The organism is Streptomyces sp. NBC_00631 (genome assembly GCF_045206895.1).
Lineage (GTDB): Bacteria > Actinomycetota > Actinomycetes > Streptomycetales > Streptomycetaceae > Streptomyces.
The window spans coordinates 6,562,565-6,578,939 of record NZ_CP107734.1; the positions used below are offsets into that span (position 1 = coordinate 6,562,565).

Here is a 16,375-nt window from a genome sequence, read left to right on the forward strand (position 1 = left end):
CGGGTCAGGCGGGGGTCACAGGAAGCGGTGCAGGAGGCCGCTCATGGTGATGCGGTCGCCGCGGAAGCGGATGAACTCCAGGTCGACGGGGCGGCCGTCGGCGAGGTGGCTGAGGCGTTCCAGCATGAGCACCGCCGCGCCGCGCGGGGCCTGGAGCACGGCTGCGGAGTGTGCGTCCGCGTTCACCGCTTCCAGGGTGATCTCGGCGTGGCCCAGGGGCTGTCCGGTGATCGACTCCAGGAGCCTGAAGACGTCGTTGTTCTCCAGGTCGGCGCCGAGGAGGGCGGTGCCGATGTCGAGAGGGATGTAGGTGAGGTCGAGGGAGAGGGGGAGGCCGTTCAGGCGGCGCAGGCGTTCGATGTAGAGGACGTCTGCGCCGGGCAGGACGCGGAGGCGTTCGGCGACGGGGGCCGGTGCCGGGGCGGGGCCCATGGTGCGGACCTCGTTGGTGACCTGGCCGTGTTCGCGGAGGGTTTCCGCGAGGCCCATCAGGCGGTCGAGCCCGTGCGGGTACTTGCGGGCGACGACCACGGTGCCCACGCCGGGCAGCCGGTCCACCAGCCCTTCCGCCCGCAGCAGGTCCAGGGCCTGGCGGACGGTGTTGCGAGTGGCGCGGTAGTCGTCGGCGAGGACGGTTTCGTGCGGGAGGGCGCCGTCCGGGAACGCTCCGGTGAGGATCTGGTGGCGCAGGAGGTCGGCGAGCTGCCGGGCCTGGTCCGCACGCAGCCGACGACGCGTCCGGTGGGCGGCGACCGTGGTCGCGGCGCCCTGACCGGAGTGGTCGCGGATGCGTTCGGCGGGTGGCATGGCTGGAACCATACCTATGCGGTAGGGAAGGGGGTGTTGCGGGAATGTTGCGCCACTTGAGGACCCGTCTGATGCGCCGCTGAGCTGTGTTTTTTGCGGCGGCGTGAGGAAGATCTGCCACCCAGGAGGGGTGTGCTGACAGAGCAGCCCGATCCGAGCCCTTGGCGTACCGGCCCACTGCGCACCCGGACATTTCGCCGGTCCGGATGAAACGACTAGCCGAGCGCCGTCAGCCCCGGCACGAGCGTGATCAGGAGTGGGAGCAGCGGGACCAGGGCGGCCACCGTAGTTGTGAGGGCCCGCTGGCGGCGCAGCAGCCGTGGCGGCGGTTCCAGCAGGCGGTCGACCCGTTCCCCCAGCAGTCGGCGGCTCGACGCGCAGGACAGGACCCCGCGGTGCTGGTTCAGCTCGATCAGGGCCATCGCGGTGGTGAGGTGGCCGCAGCGGCGGGACGCCGTGTCGTCCGCGGCGAGTTCGACGAGCCGGTGGGTCTGGTCGCAGAAGTGGGAGAAGAGCGGCACACGCGGGAAGCCCGTGGCCAGTGCGCTGGACAGGTGGAGCGGCCAGTCGTGGTGGGCGCGGGCGTGGCCTCGTTCGTGGGTGAGTACGGCGTCCAGCTGGTGGTCGGTGAGGCGGTGCAGCGCCCCCGTCGTGACGACCAGCTGTGGCGGATGGCCCGGCATCCACCAGGCGTCCGGGTATTCGTCCTCCAGCACCAGCATCGGTCCGCGTGCGGCGGGCAGCCCCGCCGGCAGCTCGGGTGCCCGCTCGCGCAGGTGTGCGCGGGTCCGGTCGCGGCGCCGCCGGGCCTCTACCAGTTCGCGGGCGAGCATCGCCGTCGTCCACGCGGCCCCGCACGCCAGCAGGAATGTCAGAGTGACCGCCCACAGAGGCGCCACGGAGAGGTCGTACGCGGCGGCGACCGCCGGTGGCGCCGGCGCGAACACCCGGTCGCGCACGGTGTGGAAGACGGCCGCCGCGCCCAGGGTCAGCGCGGCCACGCAGCACATCAGCACGGTGGCGACCAGGCACTGCCACACCCACAGCGCGACCACCGGTTCCCGCTCCGGCCACAGGGACCGCACCAGGGTGCGCGGCGCAGGTACGGCGGCCGTCAGGGCGACGGCGGTCAGCAGGAGCAGGCAGACGGTCATGCCGGGGCTCCGTTTCCTGATCGGAGATGTGTGCGGGTGGTGCGGGGGTGATACGCCGTCGCGTGACATGGCGCGTGCGCCGGCGCGTCATGTGATACGCGCGCCGACGCCTCGCATGGTGCGCGTGCGGGCGCATCGCATGGTGCGTGTCCGGTCAGTATGACGGTGCCGGGTGCCCCGAGTCAGGTGTCGACGACGATCCGGGCGCCCGCCTCGCGGTTCGTGATGGAGTCCTGCTCCCGCGACTCCTCACCCCGGCTCCCGCCGCCCGCGCCCGGGTTCCGAAGTCCCGGCTCACCTCGGTGAGCCGGGCTGTCCGGGCCGTCTCCCTCACCCCGCCACGATCCGCCCCCCGACCAGCCCGAGCCCCACCCGGCTGCCGCCCGGCCCCGGAGCCCACCCCGAGAGCGTCACCACGTCGCCGTCTTCCAGGTACGTCCGCTTTCCGTCCGGTAGTTCGAGCGGATCGCGTCCGTTCCAGGTCAGCTCCAGCAGCGACCCGCGCTGCCCGGGCTCCGCACCGCTCACCGTGCCGGAGCCGTACAGATCTCCGGTGCGCAGGGAGGCGCCGTTCACCGTGAGGTGGGCGAGTTGCTGGGCGGCGGTCCAGTACATGGTGGAGAACGGCGGCTCGGACACCGTGTGCCCGTTGATCGCGATCGAGATCCGCAGGTCGTAACCGGCGGGCTCCTCCGTGGCGTCGTCGAGGTACGGCAGCAGCGGGTGCGTCCGCCTCGGCGGGGCGATCCGTGCCTCCTCCAGTGCGTCCAGCGGGGTGATCCACGCCGAGACGGAGGTGGCGAACGACTTGCCGAGGAACGGACCGAGCGGGACGTACTCCCAGGCCTGGATGTCCCGCGCCGACCAGTCGTTCAGCAGGCACAGGCCGAACACGTGCTCCCTGAAGTCGCCCAGCGCCACCGGCCGGCCCTGTTCCGACGGCGTGCCGACGACGAAGCCGACCTCGGCTTCGATGTCCAGCCGTACCGACGGGCCGAACACCGGTTCCGGTTCCGACGGCGCCTTCCGTTGTCCCGACGGCCGTACGACGTCCGTCCCCGACACCACTACCGTGCCCGCGCGGCCGTGGTAACCGATCGGCAGATGTTTCCAGTTGGGGGTGAGCGGTTCGGCGGCGTCCGGGCGGAAGATGCGCCCGGCGTTTCGGGCGTGGTTCTCGGAGGCGTAGAAGTCGACGTAGTCGGCGACCTCGAAGGGCAGGTGCAGGTCCACCTCGGGCAGCGGGTGGAAAAGCGGGGTGAGCGTCTCGCGGTGCGCGGGCACGGTCACCCAGGCGGTCAGTGCGCGCCGTACGTCCGACCAGGCGGTGCGGCCCGCGGCCAGGAGCGGGTTGAGGGTCGGGCGGGCGAGCAGGGAGGCGTACGGGGAGCCGAGTGCGAGGGCCGCGGCGCCGGCGTCGAGGACGTGGTCGCCGAGACGGACGCCGACCCTCCGTTCCGTGCTCCCGGAGGTCGAGAACACGCCATACGGAAGGTTGTGTGGGCCGAAGGGGTCACCCTCGGGGACCTCGAAGGGGGGCAAGGGGGGCATGGGGTGACTGCCTCGCTCTCATCCGTGCCGCGTGGGGCCTGCCATGTGGCGACGTCGCTATGGCGTTGCGCGGCATTCCATGTGGTCGCGCCACACGTTACGGGTGAGTTGGTTGTCGTGGCAGTGTCTAAAGAGTTCGCAATGTCCCAATAGGCCTTGTCGGAGTAGGCAATTCCGGCTTAGCGTCCTTTGGGGGACACGGACGGGGTGGGTCCGGTCCGTAGGGGGGACACGTGGGGGGACCCGTGGCCAGGAATGCCGTCAGCGTGCCGTTCGAGGCGGACCGTGACGTGCCGGGCCTGATCGTCAAGTTCGGCGACTATCCGCTGCACCACGGCGGGGTCGGCGCGATTCGCAGTCTGGGCCGCCTGGGCGTCCCCATGTACGCGATCACGGAGGACGCCTACACGCCGGCAGCCTCCTCCCGTTATCTCAGGCGGGCGTTCGTGTGGCCGACGACAGGCGCCGAGGAACCGGATCATCTCGTCGAGGGACTGCTGCGCGTCGCACGCCGTATCGGCCGTCCGACCGTGCTGATCCCCACCGACGAGGAGGCGGCCGTCCTGATCGCCGAGCACCAGGACGCGCTCGGGGACCGTTTCCTCTTCCCGCGCGTGGACGCGGAACTGCCGCGCCGGCTGGCGAGCAAGCAGGGCCTGCACGAACTGTGCGTGGAACACGGCGTTCCGAGCCCGGCGGCCGCCTTCCCTGACTCGTACGACGAGATCGTCGACTTCGCGGAGAAGGCCCGCTTCCCGATCGTGGCCAAGAATCGCGAGGCGTTCGTCCGGCGCAAGCAGCCCGCCGTCAACGGGACGACGCGGATCGCCACCCGCGAAGGACTGCTCGCTCTCGCCCGTGACTGGGGCACCCATCCGGGTGTCATCCTCCAGGAGTACCTCCCGAGGGAGGAGGCCGAGGACTGGATCGTGCACGCCTACTTCGACGCCGACTCCAATCCGCGCGCCCTGTTCACCGGCGTCAAGGTCCGCTCCTGGCCACCGCACGCCGGCATGACCGCCAACGCCTACGTCGTCGACAACCCGGAACTCGCCGACGTCGCCGCGCGTTTCATCAAACAGATCGGATTCACCGGCATCATCGATCTCGACCTGCGCTTCGACCGGCGCGACGGGCAGTACAAGCTGCTCGACTTCAACCCCCGCATGGGCGCCCAGTTCCGGCTCTTCGAGAGCGAGTCGGGGGTGGACGTCGTCCGCGCCATGCATCTGGACCTGACCGGCCGCCGCGTTCCGGATGGGGAACAGCGCGCCGGCCACCGGTACGTCGTGGAGAACATCGATCTGCCCGCTCTCCTCGCCTACCGCCGCAGCGGCTATACGACGCCGCATGCACCGAAGCGGCCGAGCGGGACCGAGCTGGCCTGGCTGGCGGGTGACGACCCGCTGCCGTTCGTCACGATGCTCGCCCGCTTCGTGCGTCCGGGCGCGAAGCACCTCTATCAGCTGTGGCGCACCAACCGCCGCGGCTCAAGCACCTCCACGACGTAGGCGCCGCGTCTCCTGGGGAGGGACTTCGTGATCCACCGGTCGCAGTCATCGGCGCCGGGCCCTTCGGTTTGTCGACCGCCGCCCATCTGCGGGCGCGCGGGCATCCCCGTCCGGGTCGGTGACCCCATGGTCAGCTGGCGCGACCACATGCCGGCCGGGATGATCCTGAAGTCCACCCCGCCCGCCTCCAGCCTGGACTGCCCGCAGCGCGGGCACACCCTCGCCGACTACTGCGACGCGGAGGGCATCCGCCGGCTGGTGACCGACGAGGACGTCGTCCCGGTGGAGACCTTCATCGATTACGGCGAGTGGTTCAGGGTCGCATTCGGCGCCCCGCCCTGGGACCAGCCGAAGCTGCGACCGCAGTCGCCGTTCGGCCGGGCCTGGTCCCTGTGGGCTCTCAGTTACTACCCGCACCCCTACTGCCACCTCCGGCACGGATCCGCCCCTACCTGGTCCGCCGGGTGCTGGGGCCGCTCGGCGCCTGGTGGCTGCGCGACCGCTTCGAGGGCAAGGTCCAGGTCCGCGAGGTAGCCGCTGTGACCGGCGCCGGTACCTGGGACAGCGCCGCGGTCCTCACCGTACGCACCCACGACGGCGGCACCGAGCGTCTCGCCGCCGACCACGTGATAGCCGCCACCGGCTACCGCGTGGACCTCGCCGCGATGGACTTCCTCGGCCCCGAGCTGCGCACCCGCGTCGCGGTCGGTCGCGGAGCCCCGAGACTCGGCGCGGGATACGTCTCCTCCGTGCCCGGCCTGTACTTCACGGGCCTCGCGGCGGCCGCGTCGTACGGGCCGGTGATGCGGTTCGTGTGCGGTACGGAGTTCGCCTCACCGCGCCTGGCCAAGCACCTGGCGGCAGCCCACGCCTGACACCCCCGGGGCCGGACCGTCACCCGCCCCGAGGCCTACGCCTCCTCCTCGGCCGCCCACTGCCAGGCCAGGAACTCCTCGATCAGCTCCGGCGGGTTGGCCGCCCGGGTGGCCTCGACCTCCCAGCCCGGGCAGTACATGTCGAAGACAACCACCGGCAGTGGCCGCCCGAGGACCTTCTCGATCCGGCCGCTGTCGTGCAGATCCCGGGCCAGCCGGACGCACGCGTCGGCGAAGTGCCGCCCCAACAACTCGCGCGCGGCGTCCAGTTCGGCGGCGTCCTCGTCCCCGTCGAACCAGAGTCCGAGCCGCCGGACCTCCTCCACGTAGAGCGCGCTGCCGGCCGGGTCCTCAGGGCAGTTGCCGAGCATCTCGAAGCCGTCGAGGAGCCAGCACGCGTAGTTCCAGCGGGCCTCGTCCGGGTCCTCGCGGCGTCTTTCGGCCGCGTACTGGCTCTCCGTGTTGTAGCCGATCGCCACATAAGGTCTGCGCTTGTCGTCGTCGACCCGCCAGACACGGAACGACAGCGCGTAGATCTCAGGCCGCGACTCCTCCGGGAACCGCTCCAGCACCCCGGTCGCCGCTGCCAGCAGATACTCCCGGAAGTCCCCCCACCCGTCCGTCACCACCAACACCCCCGCCGGATCGGTACAACCGCCTCACCGACAACGTAACGCCCGTCACTGACAACGGCCCCATCACGGCGGGGGCGGGCGCCACTTGAGGCCGAAACGCACAGTGAGTCGCAGGGGCGTGCTGTCCGTATTCTCTGATCATGGTCGCACCCTCCCCGTACTCACTGATCGCCACCGACCTGGACGGCACGCTGCTGCGCGCCGACGACACCCTCTCGGAACGGTCGCTCACCGCGCTCGCGCGGGCCGGCCGGTCCGGTGCCCGGCACCTCGTGGTGACCGGCCGCCCCGCGCCGAGAGTGCGCCCGCTCCTCGACGACCTCGGCTGCACGGGACTCGCGGTCTGCGGCCAGGGCGCGCAGGTGTACGACGCCGGCGCGGACCGGCTGCTGTGGTCGGTCACCCTGGACCGGGAGCTGGCGGAGACCGCGCTCGGCAAGATCGAGGCCGAGGTCGGCCAGGTGTACGCGGCGGTCGACCAGGACGGCGTGGACGGGCTCACGCTCATCGAGCCCGGCTATCTGATGCCCCACCCCACATTGCCCGCACTGCGCGTCGCCCGCCGCGACGACCTGTGGTGCGCGCCCATCAGCAAGGTACTGCTGCGCCACCACACCCTGTCCGACGACGAACTGGCGGCGACCGCCCGCTCGGTGGTCGGATCGCTGGCGACGGTCACCATGTCGGGGCCCGGGACCGTCGAACTACAGCCGTGCGGGGTGACCAAGGCGACCGGGCTCGCGCTGGCCGCCGACCATCTGGGACTGAGCTCCGGACAGGCCATCGCCTTCGGCGACATGCCCAACGACATCCCGATGTTCGAGTGGGCCGCCTACGGAGTGGCGATGGCCAACGCCCATCCCGAACTCAAGGCGCGGGCCGACGAGATCACCACGTCGAACGAGGACGACGGCATCGCCGTCGTCCTCGAAAGACTCTTCGACTGACCCGGGGCGTCGATCAGTACGCGCCGTGGACGTTGTCCATCGAGCCGTACCGCGCGGCGGCGTAGTTGCAGGCGGCGGTGATGTTGGCGACCGGGTCGTAGATGTCGAACGACGTGCCGGCCACGTGGTAGGTGTTGAACGTCGGGTCGATCACCTGGAGCAGGCCCTTGGAGGGGATGCCGGCGGCCGCGTTGGAGTCCCAGAGGTTGATGGCCTTCGGGTTGCCCGAGGACTCCCGCATCACGTTGCGGTAGATGCCGTTGTAGGTGCCCGGGATGTGCTTCTCCGACATGATCGCGAGCGACTCGCGGATCCAGCCGTCGAGGTTGTTCGGGTACCCGGCGAGGGTCGTCGAGGCCGTCGTGCTGGAGGACCCGGCGGCGGAGGCGGCGGTCGCCCCGATCAGCGGAAGGGCGAGGACGGCGGCGCCGGTGCAGGCGACGGCGAGCGTGCGGACAATGCGGTTACGGCGGGGACGGCAGTGCTGAACGGCAGCGGGCATGGCGAAGTTCCTCTCCGTCGCCTGCGAGGTGAGCTGTCGGGTTCGGGCTCGGGGAGTGCCCGGCCGCACCGCCCGAAGACGATGCGACTTCACCCCTAGCCGTTCCGGAACGACGTCTGTTGGGTGACGTCGGCCGCCCGGTCCGGCGACTTACCTGGATCCCCCGCTCCTGCCGTGCGAATGGACTCGTCGATGGGTCACGACGGGCGGCGGCAGGATTCGGCGTCCGCCCGGCGAGCGGGAACGTATGCGAGAGCACATGTCCGGAACAAGTAGTCCATTCACACAACACACCGATTGACCTTCGCCTGAGGCGTATGTGGTGCTTGATCCTTTGCGATCGCCAAGCCTCAACTGGCCCGCAGGAAAAGGAAAGGAAGGGGCGCCACCTGCCTTGCGGTACCGGGGCCCATGTGACCTACTTCACGAAATCGCAATAACCGCAAATCGGACATGAGGGATTCATGGAATCCACCTTTTTCCTGGTTCGACGGAAAAACTTCCCACCCGCATTCACATGAATCGCCTCCACTGGGTGACGGAGTGGGCGTCGATGTGGGTGATTCAAACGGAAAGTCCAAATTGTCGGATTGTGGGGTATTCGGGGTGAATGGCGTGGACTGAATGGCGAGGTGGCTGTGCGCCGGCAGTGGGTCCTGCTCGCTCGATCGGGTGTCTCTCCGGCGTGCCCCTCGTCAACTTCGGAAGCTCCGGTACGCGCGCGTGCCGCCGTCCGGACATGGCTGGGACGTTGGGAAGGTGATCGCTGAGCCGTGACGCTCGTCACGTTGAGGATGGAGTGGCGGGCTCCGGGACCTCCCGGGTGAGTGTCCGCCGGGAGGGTGGAACCTCCGCTGTGATGCGCATCGTTGTCAATGCTGTCGTCCGCGAAGTGGGCCGGTCGGCGGCTGCTGTGGGCGGTCGGCGAGGTGCCACGGGCGTGGGAGGCCGTTCCGCCGGTCAAGGAGATGTGGGTCAAGGGGGGCGGAGGGTGTCGCGCGTGGTCTCGTGGAGGTGGCGCGTACGGATGTGCGGGAGGTGGCGCCGTTCGTGCACCAGCTGCCCTCGTCGGCTTCGGCAAGCAGGGGAGGGGGTACCTCCGGGCAGGTGATGTCGCTCGGGAGGGAAGGGACGGTTTCGGGGTAGCAGTCAGTCGGGAGACTCGCCGCCGGACAGACCCTCACGCCCGGACCCGGACCCGAACCCGGCGCTGGCCCCGGTGTCGGTCCTGGTGCGGGACACGGCCTGGGCCATGGTTCGGGACAACTGTCTGCACTTGCTGTTAAGTCAGTGGATGTCAGGTCGTATCGGCTGATCAAAAACATAACGGTCGTGATCCGATAGCGCCCGGGGTGTAACCGTGGGCGCTATCGGTGATCGAAACCTGACCGGATACGCTGACTTGAGTGATGGCAGCGACCTATCGACAAACCGCGTAATCGCCAGTAGACACCAGCAGACAGGAGACCCCTCGTGACCGTCGTCGGGCCGTTCGGGCTGAGCGTGCGGGACCAGGCTCTGGAAGCCGATGTCCAGGCCGGATTGACGGCTGTCGAGGAAGGCTTGCTAGAAGCTACCAAGAGCGAGGTCCCGTTCATCACGGAGGCCGCACAGCACCTCGTGCGGGCCGGGGGGAAGCGGTTCCGGCCGCTGCTGGTGATGCTCGCCGCGCAGTTCGGCGACCCGTACGCGCCGGGTGTCGTGCCGTCGGCCGTGGTCGTCGAGCTCACCCACCTGGCCACGCTGTACCACGACGACGTCATGGACGAGGCCTCCGTGCGGCGCGGTGTCGACAGCGCCAACACCCGCTGGGGCAATTCGCTCGCCGTCCTCACCGGCGACTTCCTCTTCGCCCGTGCCTCCCAGATCCTCGCCGACCTCGGCCCCGAGGCGGTCCGGGTCCAGGCCCTCGCGTTCGAACGGCTGGTGACCGGCCAGATCCTGGAGACGGCAGGCCCGACGGACGGGCGTGACCCGGTCGAGCACTACCTCGACGTGCTCGGCGGCAAGACCGGCTCGCTGGTCGCTGTCTCCTGCCGCTTCGGCGCGATGCTGTCCGGTGCCGACGAGACGGTCGTCGACGTCCTCACCCAGTACGGCGAACGGCTCGGTGTCGCCTTCCAGCTGGCCGACGACGTCCTGGACATCGCCTCCGACTCCCATGAGTCCGGGAAGACCCCGGGAACCGACCTCCGCGAGGGGGTGCCCACGCTTCCGGTGCTGCGGCTGCGGGAACGCGCAGCCCGGCTGGGGCTGGCCGAGGACATCGCCCTGTGCGAGCTGCTCGACTCCGACCTGACGGACGACACGCGGCACGCGGAGGCCCTGACGGCGCTCCGGGCCCATCCCGCGCTGGAGCTGGCCCGCCGGGACGCGGTCCGCTACGCGGAGGAGGCGCGGGCCGCGCTGGCTCCGCTGCCGGAGTGCGACCCGAAGGCCGCACTGGTGGAGCTGTGCGACGCGGTGGTGCACCGCGCCGGATAGGCTCCGCCGAGCCTCCGAGGGCATCCTCATGTGACCTGGGTCATATTGCTGGACTGAGTCCAATCCGGGACGCGTTCCGTACTCCTCCCCGGAAAGCCGACGCAGGGGGCGTCGGCTGACACAGGGGGAGAAAACGGAATCATGGTCATCGACGCAACGCGCCGCAAGAGCCTCGTCGCCGCCGCCATCACCGTCATCGTCACCGCTCTCGGCGGTGCCGCCGCCCCGGCATCCGCCGCAACCGGCCACAGCTCCGCCGGCCACAGCTCCACCGCCTCCGTCGTTCTCGCCGCCGGCCTGCGCGGTGCCAACGAGGTGCCCGTCGCCGGCGGGCCCGCCGGCGGGGACAAGGACGGTGCCGCCCTGGAGTTCATCCAGATCAAGGGGGACAAGGTGACCGTCGCCGTGACCTGGCGCGGCACCGGCAAGCCCACCGACCTGCACATCCACCAGGGCGCCAAGGGCACCAACGGCGCCGTCAGGATCGACTTCGGCAAACTGCTGAAGAAGGCCAGGGGTCACACCGTCACCGGCAGCGTCAAGGTCACCGACAAGGCCCTGCTCACCCAGCTCACCACCGACCCCGGAGCTTTCTACGCCAACCTGCACACCGCGGAGTTCCCCGGCGGCGCTCTCCGCGGCCAGCTGCACGCCGTCACCACCGTCTCCGACCTCAAGGGCGGTGGCTTCCAGGCCTCCGTCGTCACCGGCAAGCAGATCTACGAGTGCAAGCCCGCCGACGGCGGCTACGCCTTCGCCCAGCGGGACGTCAGCGCCGAGCTCGGCGGAGGCATCCGCCACTCCTTCGTCGCACCGAACTCCGGCACCCCGCAGTGGGTCGCACCCGACGGGAGCGCGGTCACCGGAGCCGTCCTGACCAAGACGGCGAACGGCGCGGGCAACATCCCCGAGCTGGACCTCAAGGCCACCCGGTCCGGCAAGAACCACGGACTGCTCGCCCACACCGGCGAGATCCTGCGCCTCAACACCGTCGGCGGCGTGGCCCCGGCCGGCTCCTGCACCCCGGGCGCCGTCGTCGGCGTCCCCTACCGGGCGGACTACGTGTTCGTGCAGTACTGAGCCGGCCACGGCACGTGAGCCGAGCGGACCCGGCACGGTGAGAGGAGGCGCCTTCGCAGCACGACCCCTACGGGTCGGGGAAGGCGCCTCCACCCTTGTGTCATACCGCAGGTGTACACGGAGTTGGCTCCGTGGTCTGACGCTTCTCCGCCCCCGATTTGGTGAGATGGAAACCACGGAAATCACCACCGCTCACCGATTCGGGTGAGAATGGCGGCTCAGGGTGGGACACGTGCGAGGACGGCCGCCGCCGACGACGGAGGTAAGGCACACATGGCACCGTACGAATCCGACGACAGCACGGCGGCCGCGCAGGCCGGCGACGAGCTGCGCGCCGAGTTGCGCGCCGAGCGGCGGCGCAAGGCCGCACGATACGTCGTCCCGGTCGCGGTGGTGGGGGTGGCCGCGGCCACCATCGGCCTGGTCCCGGCGCTCGCCGACTCCGGTGACCCCGACCTGCCGAAGATCACCGCGCAGGAACTCATCGACAAGATCGCCAAGTCGGACGTGCAGCAGCTGTCCGGCACCGTGAAGATCAGCACTGACCTCGGCCTGCCCGACCTCGGCGGTCTGGAGAGCAGCCTGCTGTCCGGGGCCACTCAGGGCAGCGGCGACGACTCGTCCGCCGACCCGACCGGCAAGCTCACCGAGCTGGCCTCCGGTACGCACACCCTGCGGGTGGCCGCCGACGGCCCCGAGAAGCAGAAGGTGTCGGTGCTGGAGAGCGGCGCCGAGTACAGCCTCATCCACAACGGCACCGACGTGTGGGGCTACGACAGCAAGTCCAACGAGGTCTACCACTCCGCCGTCGCCGACTCCGGCAAGGCCGAGCAGCACGAAGTACCGGCCACGCCCAAGGACTTCGCCGACGAGTTCCTCAAGTCGGTCGACAGCACCACTTCGGTGACGGTCGACGGCACCGCCCAGGTGGCCGGCCGCGACGCCTACCGGCTCGTCATCAAGCCCAAGCAGTCCGGTACGACGGTCGGCGCGATCAGTATCGCGGTGGACGCCAAGACCGGCACCCCGCTGAAGTTCACGCTCACCCCGTCGAGCGGCGGCGCGGCCGTGGTCGACGCCGGCTACACCCAGGTCAGCTTCGCGAAGCCGGCCGCATCCACCTTCGACTTCACCCCGCCCAAGGGCGCCAAGGTCACCGAGGGCGACAAGGCCGGCAAGGCCGGCAAGGCCGGTGAGACCGGCAAGGGCGACGGGACGGATCAGGGCGGCAAGGCCTCCGAGGCGCCCGGCCACGGCTCCGCCAAGGGCCTCGACAAGTCCGGGTTCGACGTCCTCGGCAAGGGCTGGAACTCCATAGCTGTCCTCGACACCGGCAGCAAGGGCGGTCTGCCCACGGGCTCCGCCTCCGGTGGCGGCGACCTGGGCGGCTTCCTCGGCTCGCTCGGCGACCCCGTCTCCGGCAAGTTCGGCAAGGGCACCGTCTTCTCCACACGGCTGATCAACGCCCTGATGACGGACGACGGCAAGGTGTACGTCGGCGCCGTGGACAAGGCGGCGCTGGTGAAGGCGGCGAACGCGGGATAATTCGGGGCCGTGCGGGTGCGGTAAGTACCCTTTGCCGCACGAGGAACGAGGGAGCTGATGGACCGACCGTCCGCCACGGAACGGCAGCCGGAGTACCCGGAGGACCTTGGGGAGCCCGAGGACTCCGGAGATGACTCCGGAGACGCCGGGAAGCCGGAGGCCGACGGTCCGGTGGGAGCGAGTGTCATCGACACTCGCGGCCTCACCAAGCGCTACCGCGGCGGACAGCTCGCCGTGGACGGTCTCGACCTGACCGTCCCCGCGGGCAGCGTCTTCGGCTTCCTCGGCCCCAACGGCTCCGGCAAGACCACCACCATCCGCATGCTGATGGGCCTGATCGAGCCCACCTCGGGCACGGCCCGCGTCCTCGGCCATCCGATGCCGCGCGGCTCCCGCGTCGTACTGCCCCAGGTCGGCGCCCTCATCGAGGGCCCGGCGCTGTACGGCTTCCTCTCCGGCCGCGACAACCTGCTGCGGTACGACGCCGCCGACCCCACCGCCGACCCCCGCACCCGGCGCGCCCGCGTCGAGGCCGCGCTGGACCGGGTGGGCCTGGCGGCCGCCGCGGCGAAGAAGGCGAAGGCCTACTCCCTCGGCATGAAGCAGCGCCTGGGCCTCGCCGCCGCGCTGCTCCAGCCCCGCAAGCTGCTGGTCCTGGACGAGCCGACCAACGGCCTCGACCCCCAGGGCATGCGGGAGATCCGCACCCTGGTGCGGGAACTGGCGGGGGACGGCACGACCGTGTTCCTCTCCTCCCACCTCCTCGACGAGATCGAGCAGGTCTGCACCCATGCGGCCGTGATGGCCCAGGGCAGGCTGATCGCCCAGGGCGCGGTGGCCGACCTGGCGGCCGGGGCCCGTGGCCGGCTCGTGGTGATCACCCCGGACCCCGTGGAGGCGGCCCGGGTGCTCAAGGAGCAGGGTGTCGCGGACGTCGTCGTCGGCGAGGACCGGGTGACCGGCGAGCCGCCCGAACGCGACCTCGCCGAGGTGAACGCGGCGCTCGTCGGGGCGGCTGTCCGGGTCCGCGGATTCACCGTGGAAAGGGCCTCGCTTGAGGACGCGTTCGTGGCACTGACCGGGGAGGGCTTCGATGTCGCAGGCTGACCTGGCCGTCGTGGACACAGCGGCCGTGCGGCCGAGTCCGTTGTGGAGCCTCGGTCTGCTGCGCAGTGAGCTCGTCACCACGTTCCGGCGCTGGCGTACCCTCGCACTGCTGGGCGTACTGGCGGCGGTGCCGATCCTCGTCGGTGTGTCGGTCAGGATCGAGACGCGGGGCGGCGGGCAGGTCGGCCGCGGCGGCGGCGAGGGCCCGGCCTTCATTACCCAGGTCACCAACAACGGACTGTTTCTGGTGTTCACGGCACTGGCCGCGACCCTCCCGTTCTTCCTGCCGATGGCCGTCGGAGTGGTGGCCGGGGACGCGATCGCGGGCGAGGCCGACGCGGGCACCCTGCGCTATCTGCTGGTCGCCCCGGCCGGCCGCACCCGACTGCTGCTGACCAAGTACGCGACGACGATGGCCTTCTGCCTGGTCGCGACCCTGGTGGTGGCCACCTCCGCGCTGGTGGTCGGTGCGCTGCTCTTCCCGTTGGGCGACCTGACGACGATCTCCGGTACCCGGATCTCCTTCGCCGACGGCCTCGGCCGCGCCCTGCTGATCGCCCTGGTGGTCGCCGCGTCCCTGGCCGGCGTCGCCGCCCTCGGCCTGTTCGTGTCCACCCTGACCAACAGCGGCATCGCGGCGATGGCGACGACCGTGGGCCTGCTCATCACCGTCCAGATCCTCGACCAGATCCCCCAGCTGCACGCGCTCCAGCCGTACTTCTTCTCCCACTACTGGCTGTCCTTCGCCGACCTGATACGCGACCCCGTCTACTGGGACGACCTGGTCAAGAACCTGGAGCTGCAGGCCCTGTACACGGCGGTGTTCGGATCGGCGGCCTGGGCGCGGTTCACGACGAGGGACATCACCGCCTAGCCGGGCCCGTGCGGTCCGGGTCCGCCGGCGCCCCGCCGGGTGCTCCTTCCTGGTGCGAGGCTGTGACGTCGTGGTGACGTGGGAGCCGTGCCGAGCGGCGAGACTGGACCGTACGCACGAGTACGACCGAAGCACGACCGGGCACGACCGGACGGTGACGCCGGGGGAATGAGGGCCGATGTCCCGACTCAGCCGCGAGGAGAAGCGGGAAGTCCAGCAGGAGGGGCGCCTGGTACCGGTCGACGTCCGGGTGGCCGGCGCGGCCGCGTCCGTGGACGGCGTACCGCTGCTGCCGGGCCCCGGTGAGGAACCCCAGCAGGCGGTCCTCAATCACCTCCAGCGCCTCGCCCGCGCCACCGGCCGCCCGGTGCTCGCCACCGTCCACGACACCCGCATCGGCTACGTCGTCCCCCTTCAGGTGAACCTGGACGGCTCCAGCAGTTTCACCGGCGACCCGGTACGACTGGCGGCACCGGCCGCCGAGCCGAAGGACCACCCCGCGGCGAAGGAACCCGCGCCGGCGTTCCCCCAGCAGGCAGCGCCACAACCGCCCGCCGTCCCGGCGACACCGCCCGTACCGCCCGTACCGCCGGCCGTGGTCCCGCCCCTGCCGCCCGCCCCGGGCACCGTCCAGCCCCCCACCGGAGTCTTCGGCCCGCCGCCCGTGATGACCCCTGTCCCGGCCCTGGAGACAGCCCCTGTCCCCGCCCCCGAAGAGCCGATGGCCGACCGGGATCCGGACCCCGACCCCCGTTCCACCCCCACCCCCGCCCGCGGCTTCGACGCGGTCGCCGAGGAAGTGCTCGGGGACGAGCCCGTGACGCTGACGGCGGAGGGGGCCGCGCTGCTCACCGAGCCGGTGGCGCGGATCAACGAGGCGGTCCGCACGGGCCGTATCGAAGCGGCGGCCGAGCTCGCGGAGCGCACCGTCGCCGAGGCCACCGCGGTCCTCGGCGACAGCCACACCGAGGTGCTGCACCTGGGCGAGCTGACCGCGTACATCTCCTACCTGGCGGGCGACCCGGTGCGGGCCTTCCACCTCTCCCTGGACCTGGCCCGGCAGCACCGGCAGGCACGGGACGGCGAGGCGGCGTACGGGAACGTGCGGAGCGCGGCGACCGCCTGGCGCGCGGTGCGCGACCCCGAGCACGGGCTGCGCCTCGGGGACGAGCTGATCGACCTGTGGACGGGGCTCACTGCCGAGGACGGCCCGGCGGCCGACGACGTCGAGGAACTGGAGTCGGCCCGCGCCCGGATGGCCCGCCTGACGGAACGCGCCCGCCGCGCGGCCCAGAACGCCTGA

General features: G+C 70.8%; 13 protein-coding genes, 1 pseudogene and 1 riboswitch. Of the genes and pseudogenes, 9 read left to right on the forward strand and 5 right to left on the reverse strand.

Annotation, left to right across the window (positions count from 1 at the left end; translation table 11 throughout):
• Positions 1-15: 15 nt before the first annotated feature.
• The 3 genes from OHB00_RS30150 to fahA form a co-directional block, all read right to left on the reverse strand.
• Positions 16-807 (reverse strand): GntR family transcriptional regulator, encoded by a 792-nt coding sequence (locus OHB00_RS30150; protein WP_406439343.1) that lies wholly within the window; start codon positions 805-807, stop codon positions 16-18.
• Between the two features lie 215 nt (positions 808-1,022).
• Positions 1,023-1,961: a M56 family metallopeptidase gene (locus tag OHB00_RS30155; protein ID WP_406439345.1), complete on the reverse strand. Its 939-nt coding sequence runs from the start codon at positions 1,959-1,961 to the stop codon at positions 1,023-1,025.
• Positions 1,962-2,291: 330 nt separating this feature from the next.
• Entirely contained in the window at positions 2,292-3,503 is a 1,212-nt protein-coding gene (fahA, locus tag OHB00_RS30160) for a fumarylacetoacetase (protein WP_406446046.1), read from the reverse strand.
• Between the two features lie 275 nt (positions 3,504-3,778).
• Here fahA and OHB00_RS30165 point away from each other — a divergent pair, with 275 nt between their 5' ends.
• Both OHB00_RS30165 and OHB00_RS30170 read left to right on the forward strand, forming a co-directional pair.
• Positions 3,779-5,023, forward strand: a complete 1,245-nt coding sequence (locus OHB00_RS30165) for an ATP-grasp domain-containing protein (protein ID WP_406446048.1) — start codon at positions 3,779-3,781, stop codon at positions 5,021-5,023.
• A gap of 27 nt (positions 5,024-5,050) precedes the next feature.
• Positions 5,051-5,898 (forward strand): annotated as a pseudogene (locus OHB00_RS30170) (hypothetical protein).
• 35 nt (positions 5,899-5,933) lie between these two features.
• On the opposite strand, the gene OHB00_RS30175 reads toward OHB00_RS30170, so the two are convergent.
• Entirely contained in the window at positions 5,934-6,524 is a 591-nt protein-coding gene (locus OHB00_RS30175; RefSeq protein WP_406439346.1) for a hypothetical protein, read from the reverse strand.
• 149 nt (positions 6,525-6,673) lie between these two features.
• Here OHB00_RS30175 and OHB00_RS30180 point away from each other — a divergent pair, with 149 nt between their 5' ends.
• Positions 6,674-7,480 (forward strand): HAD family hydrolase, encoded by an 807-nt coding sequence (locus OHB00_RS30180; RefSeq protein ID WP_406439348.1) that lies wholly within the window; start codon positions 6,674-6,676, stop codon positions 7,478-7,480.
• Between the two features lie 13 nt (positions 7,481-7,493).
• Here the strand turns inward: OHB00_RS30180 and OHB00_RS30185 are convergent, their stop codons facing one another.
• Positions 7,494-7,982, reverse strand: a complete 489-nt coding sequence (locus OHB00_RS30185) for a transglycosylase SLT domain-containing protein (protein WP_406439350.1) — start codon at positions 7,980-7,982, stop codon at positions 7,494-7,496.
• A gap of 5 nt (positions 7,983-7,987) precedes the next feature.
• Positions 7,988-8,184: riboswitch (cyclic di-AMP (ydaO/yuaA leader) on the reverse strand.
• A 1,271-nt stretch (positions 8,185-9,455) separates the two neighbouring features.
• Between OHB00_RS30185 and OHB00_RS30190 the strand changes: the two genes are divergently transcribed.
• The 6 genes from OHB00_RS30190 (at position 9,456) to OHB00_RS30215 (ending at position 16,375) form a co-directional block, all read left to right on the forward strand.
• A complete protein-coding gene (locus tag OHB00_RS30190; RefSeq protein ID WP_406439351.1) occupies positions 9,456-10,466 on the forward strand; it encodes a polyprenyl synthetase family protein in 1,011 nt (336 codons plus the stop codon).
• Positions 10,467-10,607: 141 nt separating this feature from the next.
• Positions 10,608-11,546 carry a CHRD domain-containing protein gene (locus OHB00_RS30195; RefSeq protein ID WP_406439353.1) on the forward strand — a complete coding sequence of 313 codons (939 nt, stop codon included), beginning with the start codon at positions 10,608-10,610 and terminating at the stop codon, positions 11,544-11,546.
• Positions 11,547-11,819: 273 nt separating this feature from the next.
• Positions 11,820-13,091: a LolA family protein gene (locus tag OHB00_RS30200; RefSeq protein ID WP_406439355.1), complete on the forward strand. Its 1,272-nt coding sequence runs from the start codon at positions 11,820-11,822 to the stop codon at positions 13,089-13,091.
• A gap of 57 nt (positions 13,092-13,148) precedes the next feature.
• A complete protein-coding gene (locus OHB00_RS30205; protein ID WP_406439357.1) occupies positions 13,149-14,198 on the forward strand; it encodes an ABC transporter ATP-binding protein in 1,050 nt (349 codons plus the stop codon).
• Positions 14,185-15,072, forward strand: a complete 888-nt coding sequence (locus OHB00_RS30210; protein WP_406439358.1) for an ABC transporter permease — start codon at positions 14,185-14,187, stop codon at positions 15,070-15,072. The genes OHB00_RS30205 and OHB00_RS30210 overlap by 14 nt, the downstream gene beginning before the upstream one ends.
• A 178-nt stretch (positions 15,073-15,250) precedes the next feature.
• The gene (locus OHB00_RS30215) at positions 15,251-16,375 is read left to right on the forward strand and encodes a tetratricopeptide repeat protein (RefSeq protein WP_406439359.1); all 1,125 of its coding nucleotides are present in this window, start codon (positions 15,251-15,253) and stop codon (positions 16,373-16,375) included.

What these genes read in the sequence shown, in the direction of transcription:
- OHB00_RS30150 (WP_406439343.1), bottom strand. Translation starts at nt 807, where the DNA reads ATGCCACCCGCCGAACGCATCCGCGACCACTCCGGTCAGGGCGCCGCG.
- OHB00_RS30155 (WP_406439345.1), bottom strand. Translation starts at nt 1,961, where the DNA reads ATGACCGTCTGCCTGCTCCTGCTGACCGCCGTCGCCCTGACGGCCGCC.
- OHB00_RS30180 (WP_406439348.1), top strand. Translation starts at nt 6,674, where the DNA reads ATGGTCGCACCCTCCCCGTACTCACTGATCGCCACCGACCTGGACGGC.
- OHB00_RS30185 (WP_406439350.1), bottom strand. Translation starts at nt 7,982, where the DNA reads ATGCCCGCTGCCGTTCAGCACTGCCGTCCCCGCCGTAACCGCATTGTC.
- OHB00_RS30195 (WP_406439353.1), top strand. Translation starts at nt 10,608, where the DNA reads ATGGTCATCGACGCAACGCGCCGCAAGAGCCTCGTCGCCGCCGCCATC.
- OHB00_RS30200 (WP_406439355.1), top strand. Translation starts at nt 11,820, where the DNA reads ATGGCACCGTACGAATCCGACGACAGCACGGCGGCCGCGCAGGCCGGC.
- OHB00_RS30205 (WP_406439357.1), top strand. Translation starts at nt 13,149, where the DNA reads ATGGACCGACCGTCCGCCACGGAACGGCAGCCGGAGTACCCGGAGGAC.
- OHB00_RS30210 (WP_406439358.1), top strand. Translation starts at nt 14,185, where the DNA reads ATGTCGCAGGCTGACCTGGCCGTCGTGGACACAGCGGCCGTGCGGCCG.
- OHB00_RS30215 (WP_406439359.1), top strand. Translation starts at nt 15,251, where the DNA reads ATGTCCCGACTCAGCCGCGAGGAGAAGCGGGAAGTCCAGCAGGAGGGG.